General features: G+C 32.0%; 23 protein-coding genes. All 23 read right to left on the minus strand.

All coding sequences use genetic code 11. From position 1 onward, the window contains the following. Nucleotides 1–10 precede the first annotated feature (10 nt). The 23 genes from JMO20_RS06775 to JMO20_RS06885 all read right to left on the minus strand — a co-directional run bounded on the left by JMO20_RS06775 (nucleotide 11) and on the right by JMO20_RS06885 (nucleotide 21,584). A complete protein-coding gene (locus JMO20_RS06775) occupies nucleotides 11–430 on the minus strand; it encodes a flagellar basal body-associated FliL family protein (protein ID WP_202708778.1) in 420 nt (139 codons plus the stop codon). Nucleotides 431–450: 20 nt separating this feature from the next. Next, nucleotides 451–1,200 (minus strand): OmpA/MotB family protein, encoded by a 750-nt coding sequence (locus tag JMO20_RS06780; RefSeq protein ID WP_202708779.1) that lies wholly within the window; start codon nucleotides 1,198–1,200, stop codon nucleotides 451–453. Next, entirely contained in the window at nucleotides 1,200–1,991 is a 792-nt protein-coding gene (locus JMO20_RS06785) for a flagellar motor protein (RefSeq protein ID WP_202708780.1), read from the minus strand. The genes JMO20_RS06780 and JMO20_RS06785 overlap by 1 nt, the downstream gene beginning before the upstream one ends. A 3-nt stretch (nucleotides 1,992–1,994) precedes the next feature. Beyond that, nucleotides 1,995–2,204: a flagellar FlbD family protein gene (locus tag JMO20_RS06790; protein ID WP_202708781.1), complete on the minus strand. Its 210-nt coding sequence runs from the start codon at nucleotides 2,202–2,204 to the stop codon at nucleotides 1,995–1,997. A 67-nt stretch (nucleotides 2,205–2,271) separates the two neighbouring features. After that, the gene (locus JMO20_RS06795; protein WP_202708782.1) at nucleotides 2,272–3,669 is read right to left on the minus strand and encodes a flagellar hook protein FlgE; all 1,398 of its coding nucleotides are present in this window, start codon (nucleotides 3,667–3,669) and stop codon (nucleotides 2,272–2,274) included. Between the two features lie 81 nt (nucleotides 3,670–3,750). Then, nucleotides 3,751–4,137, minus strand: coding sequence for a TIGR02530 family flagellar biosynthesis protein (locus JMO20_RS06800; RefSeq protein ID WP_202708783.1), 387 nt, complete (start codon nucleotides 4,135–4,137; stop codon nucleotides 3,751–3,753). Nucleotides 4,138–4,156: 19 nt separating this feature from the next. Further along, nucleotides 4,157–4,513 (minus strand): flagellar hook capping FlgD N-terminal domain-containing protein, encoded by a 357-nt coding sequence (locus JMO20_RS06805; protein WP_202708784.1) that lies wholly within the window; start codon nucleotides 4,511–4,513, stop codon nucleotides 4,157–4,159. Between the two features lie 13 nt (nucleotides 4,514–4,526). After that, nucleotides 4,527–5,963, minus strand: a complete 1,437-nt coding sequence (locus JMO20_RS06810; RefSeq protein WP_243414671.1) for a flagellar hook-length control protein FliK — start codon at nucleotides 5,961–5,963, stop codon at nucleotides 4,527–4,529. Between the two features lie 44 nt (nucleotides 5,964–6,007). After that, nucleotides 6,008–7,234: a MotE family protein gene (locus JMO20_RS06815; protein ID WP_202708786.1), complete on the minus strand. Its 1,227-nt coding sequence runs from the start codon at nucleotides 7,232–7,234 to the stop codon at nucleotides 6,008–6,010. A 12-nt stretch (nucleotides 7,235–7,246) separates the two neighbouring features. Beyond that, the gene (gene fliJ / locus JMO20_RS06820) at nucleotides 7,247–7,684 is read right to left on the minus strand and encodes a flagellar export protein FliJ (RefSeq protein ID WP_202708787.1); all 438 of its coding nucleotides are present in this window, start codon (nucleotides 7,682–7,684) and stop codon (nucleotides 7,247–7,249) included. A gap of 28 nt (nucleotides 7,685–7,712) precedes the next feature. Continuing rightward, a complete protein-coding gene (gene fliI, locus JMO20_RS06825; RefSeq protein WP_202708788.1) occupies nucleotides 7,713–9,035 on the minus strand; it encodes a flagellar protein export ATPase FliI in 1,323 nt (440 codons plus the stop codon). A gap of 6 nt (nucleotides 9,036–9,041) precedes the next feature. Further along, nucleotides 9,042–9,770, minus strand: a complete 729-nt coding sequence (locus JMO20_RS06830) for a FliH/SctL family protein (RefSeq protein ID WP_202708789.1) — start codon at nucleotides 9,768–9,770, stop codon at nucleotides 9,042–9,044. Then, the gene (gene fliG, locus JMO20_RS06835; RefSeq protein ID WP_202708790.1) at nucleotides 9,763–10,770 is read right to left on the minus strand and encodes a flagellar motor switch protein FliG; all 1,008 of its coding nucleotides are present in this window, start codon (nucleotides 10,768–10,770) and stop codon (nucleotides 9,763–9,765) included. Before fliG ends, JMO20_RS06830 begins: the two co-directional genes overlap by 8 nt. Nucleotides 10,771–10,780: 10 nt before the next feature. Next, a complete protein-coding gene (fliF, locus tag JMO20_RS06840; protein ID WP_202708791.1) occupies nucleotides 10,781–12,313 on the minus strand; it encodes a flagellar basal-body MS-ring/collar protein FliF in 1,533 nt (510 codons plus the stop codon). A gap of 57 nt (nucleotides 12,314–12,370) precedes the next feature. Continuing rightward, the gene (fliE, locus tag JMO20_RS06845; protein ID WP_202708792.1) at nucleotides 12,371–12,667 is read right to left on the minus strand and encodes a flagellar hook-basal body complex protein FliE; all 297 of its coding nucleotides are present in this window, start codon (nucleotides 12,665–12,667) and stop codon (nucleotides 12,371–12,373) included. Between the two features lie 10 nt (nucleotides 12,668–12,677). Next, entirely contained in the window at nucleotides 12,678–13,124 is a 447-nt protein-coding gene (gene flgC / locus JMO20_RS06850) for a flagellar basal body rod protein FlgC (RefSeq protein WP_202708793.1), read from the minus strand. Nucleotides 13,125–13,126: 2 nt separating this feature from the next. Then, complete coding sequence (flgB, locus tag JMO20_RS06855; protein ID WP_202708794.1) at nucleotides 13,127–13,534, minus strand: flagellar basal body rod protein FlgB; 408 nt, start codon at nucleotides 13,532–13,534, stop codon at nucleotides 13,127–13,129. Between the two features lie 355 nt (nucleotides 13,535–13,889). After that, nucleotides 13,890–14,672, minus strand: a complete 783-nt coding sequence (gene codY / locus JMO20_RS06860; RefSeq protein ID WP_202708795.1) for a GTP-sensing pleiotropic transcriptional regulator CodY — start codon at nucleotides 14,670–14,672, stop codon at nucleotides 13,890–13,892. 20 nt (nucleotides 14,673–14,692) lie between these two features. Next, nucleotides 14,693–16,087, minus strand: coding sequence for an ATP-dependent protease ATPase subunit HslU (gene hslU / locus JMO20_RS06865; RefSeq protein WP_202708796.1), 1,395 nt, complete (start codon nucleotides 16,085–16,087; stop codon nucleotides 14,693–14,695). Nucleotides 16,088–16,101: 14 nt separating this feature from the next. Beyond that, entirely contained in the window at nucleotides 16,102–16,632 is a 531-nt protein-coding gene (hslV, locus tag JMO20_RS06870; protein ID WP_202708797.1) for an ATP-dependent protease subunit HslV, read from the minus strand. 117 nt (nucleotides 16,633–16,749) lie between these two features. Further along, nucleotides 16,750–18,834, minus strand: a complete 2,085-nt coding sequence (gene topA, locus JMO20_RS06875) for a type I DNA topoisomerase (RefSeq protein ID WP_202708798.1) — start codon at nucleotides 18,832–18,834, stop codon at nucleotides 16,750–16,752. Between the two features lie 71 nt (nucleotides 18,835–18,905). Continuing rightward, nucleotides 18,906–19,997: a DNA-processing protein DprA gene (dprA, locus tag JMO20_RS06880; RefSeq protein WP_202708799.1), complete on the minus strand. Its 1,092-nt coding sequence runs from the start codon at nucleotides 19,995–19,997 to the stop codon at nucleotides 18,906–18,908. A gap of 54 nt (nucleotides 19,998–20,051) precedes the next feature. After that, entirely contained in the window at nucleotides 20,052–21,584 is a 1,533-nt protein-coding gene (locus tag JMO20_RS06885) for a YifB family Mg chelatase-like AAA ATPase (protein ID WP_202708800.1), read from the minus strand. Between the last annotated feature and the right edge of the window lie 101 nt (nucleotides 21,585–21,685).

Consider the following 21,685-nt stretch of genomic DNA (forward strand, 5'->3'; position numbering starts at 1 on the left):
AAAAACCTCCCTACTGTATGATTAATTCTTCAAAATAGATATTTATTATTTCATTAGTAGAAAAAACAGTATTAAGTCTGTCAGTTAATTCTTTCTGAAGAGAAAGTTGACCATCGCTGCCTTCTAAATCTTCATAAGTTTTGCTTCTAATAGTTTCATTGATATCATTTTTTATCAAAAAACTTTTTTCATCAAATTCAGTTATTAAATCCTCATCAGTAGTCTCAATAATAACCTTCAGCCTAACTATTCTACTAGTTTCTTTTAGATTACATATCATCTGATCAACATTATAATATAACGATTCTTTTACTACTTCTTCTGTATTATCTTTATCATTAAATACAAAAAGCTTCAATCCAGTAAAAGTTATTGCTGAAATTACTAACAAAGAAATAATTGCATAAATAAATATTTTTTGTGTGCTCATAGTCTTCCAACTCCTTATTTTTAGTTGGGCTCCCATTTACTATAGGATGATTTCAGAATTAATATATCAACCCTTCTATTCTTGGCTTTATTTTCTGCTGTGTCATTAGGGGCAACTGGTCTATAATAAGCATATCCAGCAAAGGATATTCTATCACTTTCAATTCCTTTCTTATCTACAAGAAATCTAAGCACGCTAGATGCCCTCATACCTGAGAGTTCCCAGTTCGATTCAAAAAGATTTGTATAGAGTATAGGGTCTGAATCAGTATGTCCCTCTATTTTGATATGCTTGTCCTTTACTTCTTCTAGTTTTAACATATCACCAATATAAAGCAAGACTTCTTTAGCTCTAGGTTTGATTTCAGCTCTACCAGGATCAAAGAATACATTATCTAAAATTCGTATCACTAATCCTCTTTCCTCTATATCTGCTACAATTTTTGCATCTAAATTGTTCTCTTCAGCATAGGTTTCAATTTGATTCTGTAGCTTTTTAAAATCTTCCTGTTCTTGAATGTCACTAGTTGACATATTCTCTGGTAAATTATCAGCATTTATGTTGGGAGCTTGTTCTATAGTCTTACCACCCTCCCAAATTCCTAAGGAGCCTTCAAAGGATTTCATTATGGCTTGAAATTTCTGAACATCAATTTCTGAGAATGAAAATAACAATATAAAGAAGCATAATAAAAGTGTTACCATATCACTATAGATAGTCATCCATTCTGGTGAACCTTTCTTCTCTTCATTTTTTTGTCTTCTTCTCATTATTCTGCCCCACTTTCAGCTTCCTGTCCTTTAGAAATTGCCTTTCTCATATCTGGTGACAAGAATGTAAGTAGCTTCTCTTCGATGATTCTAGGATTTTCACCTGCTTGTATAGATAATAATCCCTCTACCATAAGTTCCTTCATCATTATTTCTTCTCTACTTCTTCCTTTAAGCTTATTGGCTATTGGAATGAATAGAAGATTTGCTAGAACTGAACCATAAAAAGTTGTAATAAGGGCTACAGCCATCTTTGGACCAACTGTTGATGGGTCATTTAAGGTTTTTAGCATATTTATAAGTCCAATAAGGGTACCAATCATACCAAATGCTGGAGCGTATGTTCCCATGGATTCAAAAATTCCTTGTCCTTCTTTATGTCTGTCCTCCATAAAAGTTAATTCAGTTTCTAGTATATTTCTTACAAGCTCTGGGTCAGTACCATCAACAATCAATAATATACCTTTTTTTAAGAAATCATCATTAATTTCTTCTCCTGCCTCTTCTAAAGCTAGTAGACCTTCTTTCCTGGCCACATTTGCCAATTCAATTATTTTATTTATAACATCATTAGGCATATCATTTTTTGTCGTAAACGCATTCTTTACAACCTTTAAAGTAGCCAAAACCTTTTTCAAGGGATAACTTACAAATGTAGCTGCTATTGTTCCCCCTAAAACTATAACTATAGAGGCAAAGTTATAAAAAGTAATTAGTGACCCTGAATTAGTTATTCCCCAAATAATAAATCCAAATCCTGTTAAAAAGCCTATAGCCGTTGCTAAATCCAATAGCTACACCTCGTTTCTTTGTATCATCAAATTATTGTTTGTTTTTTTCTTGAATTCGATGACCTTATTTATTATATCATCAACTGAATCCTGTACAACTATTTTCTTCCCTGTAGTAAAGGTTATAACAGTGTCAGGAGTTGATTCCATAAATTCTATTAACTCACAATTTATTACTAACTCTTCTCCATTTAATCTACAAACTTTAATCATTGCATCACCCTAGTTTGTTATTTATCCCTGGATAATAATTCAATTATCCAGGGATAATATTATTTAATTATCTTTTCATATTCGCTAGTTCTTGAAGCATTTCATCAGTTGTGGTAATTATTCTTGAGTTTGCTTGGAAACCTCTTTGTGTAGAAATCATTTCAGTAAATTCCATAGATAAATCTACATTGGACATTTCCAAAGCACCTGGAGTAATTGCTCCTAATCCATTACTTCCTGCAGTTCCAAGTTGAGGTTCTCCAGAGTTAGGAGTTTTTTCAAAGAAATTACTTCCTGATTTAACTAGTCCTGCTGGATTATCAAAGTTTGCTAGTTTGATCTGCCATAAGGCCATTTTTATTCCATTATCAAAACTAGCAATAACTTGTCCTGTTTCATTTATGGTAAATTCAGTAACAGATCCAGAGGATTTACCTGTGTCGCCATCTAATCCAACATCAACACCCTTAGCTGAACTCTCATTTCCAAATTGTGTTAATTTAGTAAGGTCTATCTCAATATTATCATTAGTTGAACCACTAGGCCCAAAATCAACCCCTAGATTAGTTGCTAAATCACTAAGGTCTAAATCAAATTTCGGATCACCTGTTATTTTTCCAGAAGCATCAAATGTAATTTGGGGATTTGATCCAGTATTAAATTCCCAATTGCCCGATGCCGGATAAATTTTATTATTCGATACTCCTCTTATCTCTTTAATGCCTACTGTCCATTCATTCACGCCATTACCAGAAACTGAGTTATCCATATGTTCAAATTCAATTGCTACCTTATAGGAATTTCCTAAACTATCTTTAACATACACATCTGTCGTATATTTCCCATCATTGTTAGTTTCATCAACTGTACCATCATCATCTGTATCATCTTGATAAAATGGTATTCTTGAATCTAAGTTACCACTAACATCAATTTTTGTTGAAGCCACAGGCGGCGATGGAATAGCTTTACTAACTTTAATCCCATCTAAATCCTTTGTTGAGTCTACATCTAGATAATCAGCATAATCGGAATCTCCAATATAAGTTCCTAGTACTTTATATCCTCCTTTTGTTACTAAGTTACCTTCAACATCAAAACCAAAATTTCCAGCTCTAGTAAAGTATCTTTCCTCAGCATTTGGGTCATTAGATACCATGAAGAATCCATCCCCATCTATCATTAAATCTGTAGGATTATCAGTTCTCTGTGTTGCCCCTTTAGTATGAATCGTTTGAATTGCACCAAGCTTAAGTCCAAGACCTATTTGTTGAGGGTTTGTACCTCCACTTCCTCCACTTGGAGCAGAACCTCCACTAACTACTTGGCTAAATGCCTCTTGAAAACTAGCCTGAGATTTTTTATAACCAATTGTGTTAACATTAGCGATGTTATTACCAATAACATCCATCTTTGTTTGATGTACCCTTAACCCAGATACTCCTGAGTACATTGATCTCATCATAATTATTGACCTCCTTATTGTTTAGAGCTGTTCTATGCCCTCTATCATTCAGACATAAAAGCTTCCTTTAAAAGGTCCAGCTTATATTATTACAGCTCCATCTATATTAGTAAACACTTTCTCATTCATTCCATCAGGATTAGCAGTTGTTATAATCGTTTTGCTTTTTACGCTGGCTATGAATGCTTTATTATCCATTAATATCAAAGCTTCCTTTATTCCTTTGTTTTCAGCTTTTGATAAAGCATTTTCTAGTCTTTTAACTTCATCTTTATCTAGATTTATATTTCTACTACCCATTCTTTGTACTGCATGCTTTGAAAATTTAACATCATTACTTTCCTTATTAATTTGATGTAAAATCTCATCAAAGCTTTTTCTATTATTCTTCTGAATATTAGGTTGCATATTAGTATTATTTCTGTTGTTAATTCTTATATTACTAACTTGTGGATTAATCTTATTCATTTTAATCACCTCTATTGTTCTACTCTTCGCCTGAGTAAGCTTTTATGGCTTCTTCAATTGAGGCAAGCTTTTTTAATACTTCTACTTGGCTCTCTACATGATTATTATTAAGGTCTTTAATACTCTCAATAATAGCAACTTGCGAATTTTGTAAACTTGCATTCATGTTTTGCATTTGTTCCAATGAACTAAACTGAGCCATCTGAGCAATGAATTCTTTATCTTCCATAGGTTTTAAAGGATCCTGATTTCTTAATTGAGTAACTAATAACTTTAGGAAAGCATCCTTATCTAGAGTACTATTTTTACTTAAAGCACTTTGAGTAGTATTCACATTATTTGTACCACTAGAACCTTGAACTGTAGTATCAGACATTATTTATCCCTCCTTATGCTTGTAGGTTTATTGTGCTATTACCAATCATCATATTATCTTTACTTCCAGCTACTCCAACTTCAGTAGTATCATCTAAGTACTGATTATATTCATTCTTTACACTTGCAATCCTTCCAATTCTCCTGCTTCTTTTATGGTTCCAATTATGTCCATTATGTCTTTGGAAGTTAGAATCATCACCAACTGATACTTCAAAGTTGGTAATATTGATACCTTGCTCTTCTAGATTTTCTCTTAACTGATTAAGATTTGATTCTATTAGCTGCTTAACCTGCTGATCTTGCACAATCGCTTTAGCGCTTATTACACCCTCATCCATACTCAACTTAAGAGACATTTCACCTAGAATTTCAGGCTTTAAACTTATCTTAATTTGAGAGCTATTACTATTTGTATTAATTTTAACTTTACTAACTATTTGTTTAATTAAGTCATTTTTATCTATATCATGTGCTTTATTAGATAAATTACTCAACTGTGTATGTGTATCTTTTACAGCTTTAGTACTAACTTCTCCTTCAGCTACCTGTTGAAAAAACACTTTGTTGTCACCATTATCTGTTTTTGATAATGTAGACTCATTTAATACTTTTATCTTCTCACCACCATCAAAACTTTTATCACTTTGTCCTTGACTATTATTGGAAGCATCTTCTTTTTTTGATAACTGACTTGCTTTTTCATTATAATTATCATCATCTATTCTTAAGTTTTCAACGAAGCTTGAGTCAGATTTTGAAGTATTTTTCTTAGAATTTTCACTACTATCTAATGTTTTATTCAGTTTGTCAATAATAGCTGTGAAATTTTCAGCTTGACCTGATTCAATCTTAGAAGCATCTATTTGAGTAATTAAGCTATTTAAGATATTTTTAAGTTCCTTTACTATATTTTGGAATTGTAGCATATCTTGACTACCTTGATTTTCCTCAAACTGTGACAAGATTTGTTGTAGCTTACCTTTGATGCTTTCTACATCTAGTCCGCCAAGGTTATTACTAAGTTCTTCTTGGCTTAAACTGTTTAAGAGGTTAATAATACTATCTTGGATTTCATCAGCCTTATCTTCAATATTGATTTCGTGCTTGTCCTCTAATTCTTTAGTCTTATCAGTTTTAGTTTCTTTTGAGCTATTAGTTGATTTGGCACTACCCGATTTTTCATTTGAATTAGTAGTATCATCTGTTCTATGTAGCTCTTTTCTATCTGTTGCTTCAGATTCTTCTTTATCAGTAAGATTTTTTCCCTTCACTGAAGTACTAGTAGGCTTCCTTTTTCTGTCTACTTGACTATTATTCTCTTCTAATGAGCTCGTCCTTCTTTCAAAAATACTTTCGAAATTATTTTTTGAAGAATTATCTCTTCTAGAAGACGAATTTTTAACTGAACTACTCCTTGAGCCAATGTTATTGATTAAATTAAAAGCCATATTATTCACTTTCTCACCTCCCTTCCCTAGATTATACCAAATTTCTAGTTTAATATTAGTTTTCTCGACAATTCTGCAGCCTTTATTGAAGACATATTACTCAAAACGTCAGAAACTGTCGATTTATTCATTTTACGTAGGACATCCATTATTATAGAAGCATCAGAAACTCTATATAATTCATTAGTATCTATTTGAAAGGAACTCAACTCATTGTCTTTTCTTAACATGTTGGTAACTATGTCTCCTAATACATCAGGTTCCATCTTTTCATATACCTCTACTAACTCATCAATTTTATTATTATAATCAGTTAAATAACTGAAAACACGACTAATTTTTAAGGCTTTTGAATCAGTAATTCCTTTTAATCTTTCCTGATCTCTAATACCGTTTAGTAAACTATCTACAAATTCTTTATCATCACTCTTAAATAAAATCTCACCAGCTTTTTTCGGTGTTAAATTCATATATATTGTTGCCAACTCATCAATTGTATGGCCTTGTGTATTTCCTATTTCAGCAAAAGATGTTTCTAAATCTTTTGCTTCATAAATATCTGCTAAATCAATAAGTTTATTTTCTTTAAATGTCTTTTCTGCTAATAAAGAATTAATATTTTCTCTACTGTTCTCTTTAACCATGCTTAATATAAGCGTTCTGTCTTCTTGGCCTAGATAATATAGGATGCTAGAAGCAATATTTGGGTCCATTCCTTCCATTATCTTTCCTATCTCACTTAAGAACGAAGGATCACTATCTATTTTGCTACTTATTTCATCTATTGCTAAATTAGTTTCCATACTTTCATATCTTTCAACTTCAGTATCTAGAGCATTTTCTTTTTCTGTTTCCATCTCCCCGTAAACAGATACTAGCATGTCATCCCTAATCTCAAGGTTTCGAATACTCGCTAAAATTTCTTTTGTTTTATTACTGGACATGGAATTCATCATATCTTTAATGTCATTAAAAAGCACTTCATCGTCTTTCTTGATTATATAAAGCTTTTCAGCTGCTCTTTCAGGCTCCAATTCAATATAATGCTGTGATAAATCAGAAATCTTTTTCTCCCTTTCATCATCGGTAGGAATCTTTTCAAAGTGTGTTCCTATAAATCCGGGAGCATCTCTTAAATAGTCATTTACAGCTACTTCAAAAGTATCGTTTGTATAATACACTAATGTTGAAACTCCAAGGGGTAACCCTATTAATACTAGTGTAAATATTAATATTATTTTTATTGTATTTGTCTTTTTTTCTTTAGCCATATGATACCCCCACTATTTTACACTATTATTAAATGACACCAACTGGTCTACTATTTTTTCATCCTCTCTTTTTAACTCAAAGAGATGTTGGTCATAATCTTTATCCTTTAGCTTCTCAAAAGTTCTTTTTTCTTTTACAGATTTAATTAATTCCTGCTTTGCTTCTTCAACTTCATCTTTCTTTACATTGACTCTTGAGTTTTGCTCTATAATTATTTCATTCATTTTATTTAAATAATTATTAAATATTTTTAAGTCTTTAACAGTAGACTGCTTTGTCAAACTGTTCCTCTGTTTATTGATTTCTTCTTGTTCCTTAATAAAGATATTAAGTTTATCTTTTTCTTCATTAAATTCTTTTATTTCAGTATTATAACTAGCTCTTTTCAAATCTTCAATTGTTTGCTTAAAATCCAATATTCTTTGAAATCTAAAATTGAATTTCTTCATAAAACCACTCCATTATATACAGTTTTATTTATGAAATCTTTGAAGCTATATCTTCCAATAACTTAATTGTTTCCTCATAAGTGAACTTTTCCATAATATCTTGTCTTAAAAAGCTATTAATTTCATCTATGTGTTCAACAGCTAAATCTAACTTTCTATTAGCTCCTTCTTCATAAGCCCCAATATTAATTAAGTCTTCAGACTCTCTATATACTGCAAGAATATCTCTTACAATACTTGCGTAACTTTTGTGGTCTTCATCACAAATATTAGGCATAACCCTACTAATACTCCCAAGTACATCTATGGCTGGATAATGATTCTGATGGGCTAGCTTTCTAGATAACACAATATGACCATCTAATATTCCTCTCACGGTATCGGTTATAGGTTCATTCATATCATCACCATCAACCAACACAGTGTATAGAGCTGTAATTGTTCCCTTGTCAGAATTTCCAGAGCGCTCTAGAAGTCTAGGTAATTCAGCAAAAACAGAAGGAGTAAATCCCCTTGTAACAGGTGGTTCTCCTATAGCTAGTCCAATTTCTCTTTGAGCCATTGAAAATCTAGTTAGGGAATCCATCAATAACATTACATCTTTACCCATATCTCTAAAATATTCTGCTATAGCTGTTGCCAACAAAGCACCTTTCTTTCTAACTAGAGCAGGTTGATCTGATGTTGCAACTACTAAAATAGATTTTTTTAGACCTTCTTCTTTAAGATCATTCTCAATAAATTCCCTTACTTCTCTTCCCCTTTCTCCGATTAAAGCTATTACATTAATATCCGCAGTAGCATTTCTCGCAATCATACCCATCATAGTACTCTTGCCAACACCACTACCTGCAAATATTCCAATTCTTTGGCCCTTACCACATGTAAGAAACCCATCCATTGCTTTAATTCCTAAGGGTAAAGTATCTTTGATTTTTCTTCTCTGTAAGGGGTTAGGTGGAGTATTATATACTGGATAAGATTTCCCTGTATTTATAGTTCCTTTATCATCAATAGGGTTACCTAAACCATCTAATATTCTTCCTATCAAGCTTTCACCTACATCTACCTTAAGTGAATCACCACTTGCTAAAACTGTACTTCCAGAACCTATACCTGTCATTTCCCCTAAAGGCATTAGTAATATCTTATCCTCTTTGAATCCTACAACTTCTCCTCTAATTGGAATCTTAGAATTGAAAGGATAAATATAACAAAGTTCACCTATACTTGCCGATGGTCCATTTGCTTCAATAGTTAAGCCAGTAACTCTTGTAACCTTGCCACTATATTTTACAAACTCTTTTCCATCCACTGCATTAATATATTTAGTAAGATCTATTTTCTCCATTTAATATCACTCGCCATTTAGTAAATTTTGTAATAAATCTTTTATTTCTTCAAATTGAGTTCTCAGACTTGAATCCACACTGCCTTTAGATGTCTCAATAACACATCCTCCAGCCTCAAGACTACTATCAACTTTAATTTCTATATCCTCTACTAGATTTGCCATGGCTAAGATTCGATCCTTTGACATTTCAACAAAATCATAGTCTTCTTCAGATACTCTAATTGTCATTTTTTCTCTTGTATTTAAGCTACCTATTCCTTTAGATATAATTGATAAAATTGCTTCTTTATTGTCTTCTACTAAATCACCTAAAATTTTATCACATACATTAATTACCAATTCTATTATGTTATCCTCTAAATCATTAAGGAGATTTTCTCTTTGTGTAAAGTACTCCCTTTTAATTTGGTTAGCCTCTTTAATTAATTCGTCAGACTCTGTCTTTCCTTCATTGTATCCTTTTTCATAACCTTCTTTTCTTGCTTCATCCACTATATTTGATGCTTTTGAATAAGCTTCCTCAATATGACTTTCACTTTCAGATTTAGCACTGTCAATTATTTCTTTAGCTTTTTCTTGGGCTTCCGCTATTATTTCTTCGTATCTTTTATTCGCTTCAGCTAGCTTTTCTTCCAAAATATTTCTTTCTGCATCAATATTGTTCACCTTTGTCTCAACTGTTTTTTGAGGTTTCGTCTTTATAACATAGGAAGATTTTATAATACTAGACAATGACTTCATCTCCTCCTCTAGGTGTAACTATTTCGCCTTCTTCCTCTAGTCTTCTAATTACATTTACGATATTTTGCTGAGCTTCTTCTATATCCTTGAGTCTTACAGGACCCATAAATTCCATATCTTCTCTTATCATTTCTACTAGACGTTTAGACATATTGGCAAATATGACTTCTTTAACCTCTTCACTAGCTCCTTTAAGAGCAACTGCCCATTGATCGTTTTCAATCTCTCTAGCAAATCTCTGTATAGATCTACTGTCAAGGGAAACAATATCATCAAATACAAACATTCTCTTTCTAATTTCTTCACTAAGTTCTGCATCTTGGACTTCAAGCTCTTCCATAATAAGTTTTTCAGTACCTCTATCTACGGAATTTAATATGTTTACAATTGTCTCAATTCCACCTACCGCAGCATAGTCTTGAGTTACCATGTTAGAGAATTTATTCTCTAATACTCTCTCAATCTCCTTAATAACCTCTGGTGAAGTTCTGTCCATTACAGCAATCCTTCTAGCTACCTCAGATTGTTTTTCTTGAGACAAGCTAGATAAAATTTGAGCAGATTGATTAGGGCTTAGATAAGCTAGAATCAAGGCGATTGTTTGTGGATGTTCATTTTGAATATATGTTATTAATTGGCTAGGATCTGCTTTTCTAATAAATTCAAATGGCCTAACCTGCAATGAAGACGTAAGTTTATTAATTATATTGACAGCTTTTTGGGATCCTAAAGCTCTTTCTAGAACATCTTTAGCATAGTTGATCCCACCCTCTGAAATATATTCTTGAGCTAAACAAAGCTGATAAAAGTCTTCTAAAACAACTTCTTTTTCCTCAGGCGAAACCATTCTCATATTTGCAATTTCTAAAGTAAGTTCTTCAATTTCATCTTCACTTAAATGTTGGAAAATATCAGCAGATTTCTGTGGTCCTAAAGTTATGAGTAATATAGCTGCTTTTTCTTTTCCACTAAGTCCTTTTTGTTTTGGCATAATTTCACCTCTAATCTTCGTTTAACCAGCTTCTCAATAGCTGTGCTACTGCATCAGGCTTATTATCAACAAATTTATTAATTTGAGATTTAAATTGAGATTTTTCTTCATCAAACTTAATATCTTGTAAACTTGACATCTCATCTGTTCTTTCATCTATAATTTTTTCAAGATCTACTTTTTCTTTTGACTTTCTTCTCCTATTTATAAAGAATCCTGCCAATAATCCTGCTCCTAATAAGGCTACTCCTAAAATTGCAATTGTAATAGCCGATGGCATATTAGAACCACCTTCTGTTCCATTTGGAGTTTGAATAAGTGAATTATCATCATTAAACTTAGAAGCATGAACTTCAACACTCTTAGTATCTAATCCTGTAGCTGCATATATTAGTTTAACTATCTCTTCCTTCTTATCGTCAGTTAACTCTCCGTCAACCAAAGAGTCCTGATTGATTAAAACAGCCACGGTAATAGACTCTATCTTACCTGGAGCACCACTAATTTGCTTATTAATTTCATTTAGTTCATAGTTAATAGTTTTACTTGCACTTTCATATTTCGACAGATTATCATCTTGTTGAACATAATCAGTAGTGTCTTCAGTGTTAGACTCCGTTCCTGCTACACCACCGTCAACCCCATTAACAGTGCTTTCTTCCATCTGCTGTAAGCTCCTAATTAAACCTTCATCACTACCTTCAACAGGGGGCTTAAATTCAACTATATTGGTTATCTCACTATCAAAGTTTATTTTTACATTCGATACTACTGCAACATTACCTGTACCAAATACAGTCTCTAAAAATTCATCTATACTATTTTCAACCCAAGACTGATAGCTTTGTTGTGTTGCATATTGTTCAGATAAATTAAAACTATTTGAGTTGTCATCGGCTTGACTTAAAAGGTTACCTGAGTCATCTACGACAGATACATCTTCTGGTTGCATCCCTACTGCATTTGCGACTGTAGTTTGTATAGACAATATTTTGTTTGGTGTTAATGAAGCACCAATTCCTTTTTGAATAATAACTGATGCGGTTGCCTTTTCATCGTTATCAAGAACAAAACCTTTTTCTTTTGGTTTGTATAAATATACTTTAGCACTTGCCACACCGTCGATTTGTGATATCGAATTAGCTAGATTGGTGGATAATGCCTGGTTATACAATCTATCTTTATCAGATTGTGTCATAGTCCAACTTGTATCATTAAATGCTTCCTCCATTGTCAAACCGTCGGAAGCAAATCCTTCTTTTGCTAATTCCATCCTTACTCTACTTTTCATATCACTAGGTACCAAAATGGAATTAAATCCTTCTCCTTCTTCCCAATCAATACCCATTTCATCTAATTTCTCAACTATTAGGGCCGATTCTTTAGCAGTTAAAGATCTACTAAAAAGCTCTTCATACTTAGTCCTCGTAGTAAATAGAATAATTGCTGTGATACTTAAAATTATAAGAGCCGCACTTACTCCTAATTTAATTTTTTTTCCTTTATCAAGACCAGACCAAAATTCATTCAGTTGGTTTTTCATTTGTTCTAAGGTTTCCCCCACCTAATCACCTCATTTCCTGCCACTTATTATGCTGCATTATATCTGCATTCTCATTATTTCATTATATGCATCTAAGATCTTACCCCTTACTGTCATCGTAAATTGTAAGGCAATGTCTGCTTTTTCTGCAGCAATTGTTACTTGATGAATATTATCTACTTGTCCAGTGGCCAGTAATTGTTTATATTGGTCGGCCTCAACCTGTAATCCATTTACTTTATCTAAAGCATTTTTTAAATAACCTTCAAATGAAGAATCTTTGCTTTGCTGTTTATTTAATATTTTATTATTTAAATTTAAATTTCCAATTTTAGTAATACCATTTGGACCCATGTCTTACCTCCTACTTTCCAATATTGATTGCTTTCATTGCCATTGATTTTGAAGAGTCGATTGAAGTAATATTTGCTTCATAAGAACGTGTAGCAGTAATCATATCAACCATTTCCTTTACTATGTCTACATTAGGCATATTTACATAACCAGCTTTATCAGCATCAGGATGTCCTGGGTCATAAACTTTCTTAAATGGAGATTTGTCCTCCACAATTTCACTAATCTTTACCCCGTTCTTTTCCATTAAACTTCTAGACTTTGTAAAGTTTGATAAATGCTCTGCAAAAGATTTATTTTTGCTTTCTTCAAATACAACCATTTGTCTTCTATAAGGTGTGCCACTGCTTGTCCTAGTCGTATTAGCATTTGCAATGTTCTTGGAGATAATATCCATCCTGGTTCTTTCTGCTGTTAGTCCAGTTGCACTCATATTAATAGAATTGAAAATTCCCATTATTATTTACTCCCTTCTTCAATAACATTTCTTATTTTTATAAACTCGTTTGATACTTGTCTAATAAGTGCATCATACATAATAGCGTTTTTAGCTAAGTTTGCCATTTCTACATCGATATTAACATTGTTATCATCTAACCTTGTAGAGGTGTTTTTTTGTTCCTTAACTATTGGATTAAATTCTTCTGATGAGCCATTACTCTTAATATGTTTTTCATTAGTAGCTTTTAACCCCATTCCATTACTCTTAATTTCATCTTTAAGTATATTTTCAAATTCAACTATATTTTTTTTGTATCCTGGAGTATTCACGTTTGCAATATTATTTGATATTGCTTCATTACGAACCCAAGTTCCATCTAATGCCTTTTTTAGAAAGTCAACGTTACTATATACATTCTTAATCATTAAATCACCACCCTGTAAATGCTTTACTTTTATACATTCGATTTTTTTTTACGTTTTCCTTCAATTTTTTCCAAAATTTTTCCTTGTTTGCAAAGCAAGAAATATTTTCTATGTTTTTTTCTCTTATTCAATTTTTTCATACTTTTATAAATAAATAAAGATAAAATTTGTCATTTTTCGATTTTGGTACGTTAGTCCTATGCTATATTTTGTTATTTTTAGTAAAAAGATTGTTTATCCAAATTTTATGTTTTCTTCTTTAACAAGGAAAAATAGCTTGATTTTTCTAATTTCTTTATAAATATAAAAGATGATATGTTCTTTAATTAAAAAGCCATATCATCTAAATTACTTATTAACTTGTATATTTCTTCAGTTCTTCCATAAGCCTACTATTCAATATCTTGATATGCGTTCCTTTCATTCCTAGAGACCTTGATTCGATTAAACCCGCACTTTCAAATTTCCTTAGAGCATTTACAATTACAGATCTTGTTATCCCAGCCCTATCAGCAATTTTACTTGCAACAAGCAATCCTTCATCTCCTTCTAGCTCATTAAAAATATGTTCTACTGCTTCAAGTTCAGAATAAGATAATGTCCCTATGGCCATCTGAACAACAGCTTTTTTTCTAGCTTCTTCTTCTATTTCTTCATTTTTAGATCTTAAGATTTCCATACCTACGACTGTTGCACTGTATTCAGCTAGAACTAAGTCTTCTTCTGTAAACTCTCTGCCGAATCTTGCAATTACCAGAGTTCCAAGCCTAGCACTCCCACTATTAATGGGTATAACAGTAGAAATCTTATTTGGATAATCACATTTTGATACTTCATCAAAAACACAATTAGCCGTTTCTTTCAGATTTTCTCTAGTTTCTGTTATCTCCATTATAGTATCGTTGTATTTTGGTGGGAATCTTCTTTCTTGAATTACTTCATTTTCTATTATACCACAATCAAAGCCCTCAGATAAAGCGAAACCTAAAACTCTTCCCCTTCTACTAGCAATATATACGTTAGCTTCCAAAATATCGCTTAATATCTTGCTCAGTTCAGTAAAAGACAATGCCTTTGAAGCTGATTTTTGTAGTAATTTATTTAACCTTCTAGTCCTTTGTAATAAAGTTTGGGACATAGTCATCCTCCTCAATCTTATTATAAAATGTATTTTTCCATATTCATTTCCTTAATTTTTGAACTCAATTTTTCTTTGACATAATTATTATCAATAACTATTTTTTTATTACCTACTTCTGGAGCTTCAAATGATAAATCTTCTAAGAGCTCTTCTAATATAGTGTGAAGTCTTCTTGCACCAATGTTTTCTGTTTCTTCATTTATAAGAAATGCATATTTAGCTAATTCTCTAATACCTTCATCATTAAATATAACTTCCACACCTTCTGTTTCTAATAAAAGCTGATATTGCTTAGTTAAAGCATTTTTAGGTTTAATCAAGATTTCTTTAAAGTTTTCTTCAGTTAATTTTTCCAATTCAACTCTAATTGGAAAACGTCCTTGTATCTCAGGTATTAAATCTGTAACTTTAGCAACATGGAATGCACCTGCTGCAATAAAAAGAATATGGTCGGTTTTCACAGGTCCATGTTTTGTCATTACTGTGCTACCTTCAATTATAGGCAATATATCCCTTTGTACTCCTTCCCTAGATACATCTGGTCCAGAGCCATACCCTCTTCCAGCAATCTTATCAATTTCATCAATAAAGATGATTCCATGATCTTCTGCTCTTGAAATACCTTCACTCACAACCTCATCCATATCTATAAGCTTCTGCGCTTCTTCCGAGGCAAGTATTTTCTTTGCTTCTTTAATTGTTACCTTGCGCTTTTTAGTTGATTTAGGAACTAAACCTCCAAACATATCATTCAAGTTAATATTTAGTTCATCCATACCAAGTCCCAACATTCCTACTGAAGAATTTTTATTCTCTTCTACTTCAATTTCTATTATTTCATCATCTAGTTCAGATTTTTTTAGCTTTTCTTTTAATTCTTCTCTTTTATATTCCAAATCTTCTTCATCGTTAGAATTTTCAGTATTTTCTTCATCTTTACTATAATTCACTCCTAATATGGCTTCAAGTGGATTAGAAAAGCTTTTTTTATCACCTGGCATAGGTATCATAATATCAACTATTCTGTCTAAAGCAACTTTTTTTCCTTTGTCATAAACCTCTTCAACTCTTTTACTCTTTATCATTCTAATAGATGTTTCTACTAAGTCTCTGATCATAGACTCTACATCTCTGCCGACATAACCAACTTCAGTAAATTTAGTAGCTTCTATTTTTATAAAAGGTGCATGTGCTAGTTTTGCTAATCTTCTGGCAATTTCAGTTTTACCAACACCTGTTGGTCCTATCATAAGGATATTCTTTGGTTTAATCTCTTCTTGGAATTCTTCGTTTAAAAGGCTTCTTCTGTATCGATTTCTAAGGGCAATTGCAACTGATTTCTTAGCTTTATCTTGCCCAATAATATACCTATCTAATTCCTTTACGATTTGTTTTGGGGTTAATTCTTTCATTTTCAATCACTCCCTTACAGACCTTCAACAGTAATATGGCTGTTAGTAAATACACAAATCGACGAAGCTATTAAAAGGGATTCCTTAGCAATCTCATCTAAATCTAGACTTGAATGCTTTAACAGTGCTTTCCCTGCCGATAATGCGTAGTTACCACCAGACCCTATTGCTGCTATTCCATCGTCAGGTTCAATAACATCTCCTGTGCCAGATATAACAAAAAGATTCTCTTTATCACATGCTATTAACATAGCTTCGAGCTTTCTTAATACTTTATCTTTTCTCCAGTCTTTTGCGAGCTCTACAGCAGCTCTCTTAAGATTGCCACCATATTGCTCAAGTTTTTCTTCAAGTTTTTCTGAGAGTGTAAAGGCATCGGCAACAGACCCAGCAAATCCTATGAGTACTTTACCATTATAGAGCTTCCTTACTTTCTTTGCAGTGTGCTTCATCACAGTCTTGTCACCCATAGTCACTTGTCCGTCACCGGCGATAGCAACTTTTTCTCCTTTTTTAATTGCAATAATCGTAGTACCTCTTAGCATTGAATCACTCTCCCAACTTTATAGAAACAAAAGAAATATTAACACAATAGTAGAGATTTTTCAACAAAATTTACTTAATACTTTTAACACTATCTTAATAAGTTATAAAATTTGAACCTATTCTGCCTTTTTCTTCTTTACCTTATACCCACATTCTTTATTAATACACTTTTTTGTAATTCCTTTTTTTGTAACTTTTTCAGTTAAAATACTATTGCATTCTGGGCACTTTTCATTCGTTGGCTTATCCCAAGATACAAACTTACATTTAGGATAATTATTACAGCCAAAAAACTTTCTGCCTTTTTTGGACTTCCTTTCAATAATATCCCCGCCACATTCAGGACATTTTACTCCTATTTCATTTACAATAGGCTTTGTATTTTTACACTCAGGATATCCTGGACAGGCTAGAAATTTACCGTATCTACCGTGTTTTATTACCATATTTCTTCCACATTTTTCACACTTCTCGTCTGTTTCTTCATCTTTTATCTCAATTTCGCCTATTTCCTTCTCTGCTGCCTCAAGCACTTTACTAAAGTCTTTATAAAAGTCCTTTATAATTTCCTTCCAATCAATTTTAGATTCTTCTACATCATCTAATTTTTCTTCCATATCAGCAGTGAATTCTTCGTTAACTATATCCTTAAAATGTTCTTTTAATATATCAGTAACTAGAATTCCTAACTCTGTTGGTATAAGACTTTTATTCTCAAACTCAACATATCCTCTACTTAATATAGTCCCTATTGTAGGGGCATAGGTGCTTGGTCTTCCTATTCCTAATTCCTCAAGGGTTTTGACCAAGGATGCTTCAGTATATCTTGGAGGTGGTTGAGTAAAATGTTGTTGAGGGTTAGGTTCTTTTAGTTCCACTTTTTCATTTTCTTCCAAGTCAGGAATATTTATATCTTTATCCTTACTACTTATATCATATACCTTCATAAAACCATCAAACTTAATCTTTGATCCACTAGATTTGAAAATATTAATACCACAATTTATTTTTACAGATAAAGTGTCATAAATGGCTGGCTTCATTTGACTAGCTACAAAACGCTCCCAAATAAGCTTATATAACTTATATTGATCCTTTGTTAATGAACCTTTTATGGCACTAGGTGTTTTATCAATTGAAGTAGGTCTAATGGCTTCATGGGCATCTTGTGCACCTTTTTTCCCTTTTTTAAATTGTCTGCCTCCAGTTGCATATTCTTTACCATAATTTTCATTGATAAAAGCATCTGTGCTATTAATAGCTTCATTAGAAATTCTAATAGAATCAGTTCTAATATAAGTAATCAGACCTACGGTTCCTTGACCTTTAATGTCTATACCTTCATATAGCTGCTGAGCAACTCTCATAGTTTTTCTAGTAGAAAAGCCAATTCGTTTTGAAGCATCTTGCTGTAAGCTACTTGTAGTAAAAGGTGGATATGGATTCCTTTTCTTATTACCTCTTTTTACTTCTGATATTATGAAGTCTTCTTTTTTAATTTCTTCTATAATTTTTTCTACTTCTTCTTTATTATTTATTTTGACTTTTTTGTCTTTATTTCCATCTCTAATACCAAAATATGAAGCCTCAAACTCTGATTTGTTTTTTCTAAGCATTACACTTAATGACCAGTATTCTTCAGGATCAAAGTCATCTATTTCCACTTCTCTATCACATATTAACTTTGTTGCTACTGATTGAACTCTACCAGCACTTAGTCCTCTTCTTATTTTTCTCCACAATAATGGACTTATCTTATAACCAACTAGCCTATCAAGTACTCTTCTAGCTTGTTGGGCGTCTACTAAATTTTTATTAATTTCTCTTGGTTGTTTTATAGCTTTAGTTATTGCACTTTTAGTTATCTCATTAAATTCAATTCTATTTTTATCGGATTCATTTAATTTCAGAATGTGAGCTAAATGCCATGAAATAGCTTCACCTTCTCTATCCGGGTCAGTTGCTAAGTAGATTTTATCTGCTTTTTTTGCTTCTTTTCTTAACTCACTTAATACTGGACCTTTACCCCTAATTGTAATATATTGAGGATTAAAATTATTATCCACATCAATTCCTAATTTACTCTTGGGTAAATCTCTTACGTGTCCAACTGAAGCTTTTACTTTATAATTTCTACCTAAAAATTTTCCAATTGTTTTTGCCTTTGCAGGTGACTCAACTATAACTAAAGATTTTGCCAATTTTTTCACCTCCGAATCTCATAATGTTTGTTATTATATCAAAAACATTCATTTTAGTCCATGTTTGTCCTTTAACAAACAGTAAAAATTTTACCTGGTAATTGCTTTATGTATCCTTTCATTTCAAGAATTGTTAGAATACTATTAACTTTCGAAATATTCAGTCCACACTCATAAGCTATCATATCACAATGAGCTGGTTTCTCAACTATTTTTTTTATAATAATTGATTCTTCTTCACTTAAGTCTTCATATTTTATATTCTTTTCTATATTATTATTCTTTATTTCCTTTAATTCTACAATCTCGTCTAAAATATCATTTATATCCATCAATACTCTAGCTCCATCCTTTATTAAAAGATTAGTTCCTCTACTATATATACTATTAATATTTCCTGGTAATGCAAAAACATCTTTCCCTTGATCCAATCCATGGTGAGCAGTTATTAAAGATCCACTTTTTTCTCCTGCTTCTATAACTATAACACCCAATGATAATCCACTAATTATCCTATTTCTTTGGGGAAAATTCTGAGATAAGGGTTGAGTTCCAGGGGGAAATTCAGATACTATACTTCCATTGTTGTAAATCTTATTATATAGCTCTCTATTGCTTTTTGGATAAATAACATCTACTCCGCAACCTAAAATCCCATGAGTTCTACCATTATTATTAATTGCTCCCCAATGGGCTTTAGTATCAATCCCTTTCGCCATGCCACTAATAACAGAAATTCCAATTTGAGTAAGCTCAGTTGCAAATTTTTCTGATGCCCACCTACCATATGCTGTAGCTTTTCTAGCCCCAACTATAGCTATTGATTTTTCGTTCTCTTTTAGAAACTCACCTTTTATGTATAGAACCTTTGGAGGTGCATAGATATTTTTAAGACTGTCAGGGTATTTCTTATCATATATTGTTATAACTTCTATATCTAATTTCTTAAGTTTTTCTATATGTCTATTATAATATTCTATATTCCTATTTTTTATTATTAAACCTTTAATTTTTTCATTTATAAAAGACATATTTTGTATTTCTTTTGCAGATGCTGTCCAAATAAATCTTATTTCTCCAAAATATTTTTCTATTTTACTTGCTGTAATACACCCTACACATTTTAAACTATTAAGCCAGATTAGTGTTTCTCTATTATTCATATTATTCCCTACTTTCAATTAGAATTATAAATTATATATAGAAACTATATAAAATCATCTCCAAAATTTTCTGTCCAAACTTCTATATTGTATTGCTTCTGCTAAATGATGACTTTCAATAAATTCTTTATTATCTAAATCAGCTATAGTTCTTGCAACCTTAAGTATTTTATTATATGCTCTAGCACTAAAGTTCAGAGTTTTAAAAGCATTTTCTAATAAGTCTTGTCCTTCCTTATTAATATCACAGTATTTTTTTATTAATTTAGGTGAAAGCTTTGAATTGGAATAAATATGTTTTCCTTTGTATCTATCAATCTGTTTTTTTCTCGCACTTTCTACTCTCTCTTTTATCACTTTTGAGGTTTCTTCTTTGATATTTTTAGATTGAAGATCCTCATATTTAACAGGTGTGACTTCAATATGTATATCCATTCTATCTAGTAATGGTCCACTAACTTTTCCTAAGTATCTATCTATACTTCCTTGGCTACAAGTACATTCGTGGGTTGCGTCTCCAAGGTAGCCGCACGGACAAGGATTCATACTAGCTACCAGCATAAAATCCGATGGATATGATAAAGAAGCATTCACTCTAGATATTGTCACATGCCCATCTTCCATAGGTTGTCTTAATACTTCTAAAACCTGCTTTTTGAATTCAGGAAGCTCATCTAAGAATAACACTCCATAGTGGGATAAAGATACTTCTCCAGGCTTAGGTTTTCTTCCACCACCGACAAGGGAAGCGGATGATACAGTGTGATGTGGCGACCTAAAAGGTCTTTTCTTTATCAATGAATTATCCTCTAACAATCCAACAATACTATATATCTTAGTTATTTCCAAGGACTCATTAAAGCTTAGACTAGGTAATATAGTAGGAAGTCTTCTTGCCACCATAGTTTTTCCAGAGCCAGGTGGACCAATTATCAATATATTATGTCCTCCCGCAGCTGCTACTTCCATGGCTCTTTTTAAGCTATGTTGTCCTTTTATATCACTAAAATCCTTTAAATTTTCTTTTATACTAGCTTCATTTATATTGATATCAATTTGATATGGTATAATCTCAAAATCATTATTTAGGTATAAAATAAGTTCTTCCAATGACTTTACAGGTATGACTTCCACTCCTTCAATAATTCCACACTCATCTTTATTTTCGAAGGGAATAATGACCCTTTCTATTTCTAGCTCTTTTAATGAGATGACTATTGGTAAAGCTCCTTCAATCCTATTAATATTTCCATCAAGAGATAGCTCTCCTATGAAGGCTGTTTTATCAAAATTTTGCTCCTTAATCTTATCATTAGCCGATAATATTCCCACAGCTATTGCAAGATCTAGCTGCGACCCTTCCTTCTTCAAATTTGCTGGTGCCAAATTAATAGTTATTCTACTTAATGGAAAATCAAATCCACTGTTTTTTATTGCAGTTCTTACCCTTTCCTTAGATTCCTTTATTGATATATCAGCCAAGCCTACAAGATTCATACAAGGTAATCCATTTGAAATATCAGTTTCAACATCGACAATATAACCATCAAGCCCTTGTAATACACACGTTTTAACTTTTGATAACATTTTATTTCTCTCCCTATCCCATTTAATATAAATTCGTTTATATGTTTACTAGTTGTATAACTAGTAATTATCCACTTTAAAGAACATGAAAAAAAGTGCTT

Origin of the sequence: Sporosalibacterium faouarense, assembly GCF_016765695.1 — a bacterium.
In the GTDB taxonomy this organism is placed as follows: Bacteria; Bacillota; Clostridia; order Tissierellales; family VENL01; genus Sporosalibacterium; species Sporosalibacterium faouarense.

What these genes read in the sequence shown, in the direction of transcription:
- JMO20_RS06775 (WP_202708778.1), bottom strand. Translation starts at nt 430, where the DNA reads ATGAGCACACAAAAAATATTTATTTATGCAATTATTTCTTTGTTAGTA.
- JMO20_RS06780 (WP_202708779.1), bottom strand. Translation starts at nt 1,200, where the DNA reads ATGAGAAGAAGACAAAAAAATGAAGAGAAGAAAGGTTCACCAGAATGG.
- JMO20_RS06790 (WP_202708781.1), bottom strand. Translation starts at nt 2,204, where the DNA reads ATGATTAAAGTTTGTAGATTAAATGGAGAAGAGTTAGTAATAAATTGT.
- JMO20_RS06795 (WP_202708782.1), bottom strand. Translation starts at nt 3,669, where the DNA reads ATGATGAGATCAATGTACTCAGGAGTATCTGGGTTAAGGGTACATCAA.
- JMO20_RS06800 (WP_202708783.1), bottom strand. Translation starts at nt 4,137, where the DNA reads ATGAATAAGATTAATCCACAAGTTAGTAATATAAGAATTAACAACAGA.
- JMO20_RS06805 (WP_202708784.1), bottom strand. Translation starts at nt 4,513, where the DNA reads ATGTCTGATACTACAGTTCAAGGTTCTAGTGGTACAAATAATGTGAAT.
- JMO20_RS06810 (WP_243414671.1), bottom strand. Translation starts at nt 5,963, where the DNA reads ATGGCTTTTAATTTAATCAATAACATTGGCTCAAGGAGTAGTTCAGTT.
- JMO20_RS06815 (WP_202708786.1), bottom strand. Translation starts at nt 7,234, where the DNA reads ATGGCTAAAGAAAAAAAGACAAATACAATAAAAATAATATTAATATTT.
- fliJ (WP_202708787.1), bottom strand. Translation starts at nt 7,684, where the DNA reads ATGAAGAAATTCAATTTTAGATTTCAAAGAATATTGGATTTTAAGCAA.
- fliI (WP_202708788.1), bottom strand. Translation starts at nt 9,035, where the DNA reads ATGGAGAAAATAGATCTTACTAAATATATTAATGCAGTGGATGGAAAA.
- fliG (WP_202708790.1), bottom strand. Translation starts at nt 10,770, where the DNA reads ATGCCAAAACAAAAAGGACTTAGTGGAAAAGAAAAAGCAGCTATATTA.
- fliF (WP_202708791.1), bottom strand. Translation starts at nt 12,313, where the DNA reads ATGAAAAACCAACTGAATGAATTTTGGTCTGGTCTTGATAAAGGAAAA.
- fliE (WP_202708792.1), bottom strand. Translation starts at nt 12,667, where the DNA reads ATGGGTCCAAATGGTATTACTAAAATTGGAAATTTAAATTTAAATAAT.
- flgC (WP_202708793.1), bottom strand. Translation starts at nt 13,124, where the DNA reads ATGGGAATTTTCAATTCTATTAATATGAGTGCAACTGGACTAACAGCA.
- flgB (WP_202708794.1), bottom strand. Translation starts at nt 13,534, where the DNA reads ATGATTAAGAATGTATATAGTAACGTTGACTTTCTAAAAAAGGCATTA.
- codY (WP_202708795.1), bottom strand. Translation starts at nt 14,672, where the DNA reads ATGTCCCAAACTTTATTACAAAGGACTAGAAGGTTAAATAAATTACTA.
- hslU (WP_202708796.1), bottom strand. Translation starts at nt 16,087, where the DNA reads ATGAAAGAATTAACCCCAAAACAAATCGTAAAGGAATTAGATAGGTAT.
- hslV (WP_202708797.1), bottom strand. Translation starts at nt 16,632, where the DNA reads ATGCTAAGAGGTACTACGATTATTGCAATTAAAAAAGGAGAAAAAGTT.
- dprA (WP_202708799.1), bottom strand. Translation starts at nt 19,997, where the DNA reads ATGAATAATAGAGAAACACTAATCTGGCTTAATAGTTTAAAATGTGTA.
- JMO20_RS06885 (WP_202708800.1), bottom strand. Translation starts at nt 21,584, where the DNA reads ATGTTATCAAAAGTTAAAACGTGTGTATTACAAGGGCTTGATGGTTAT.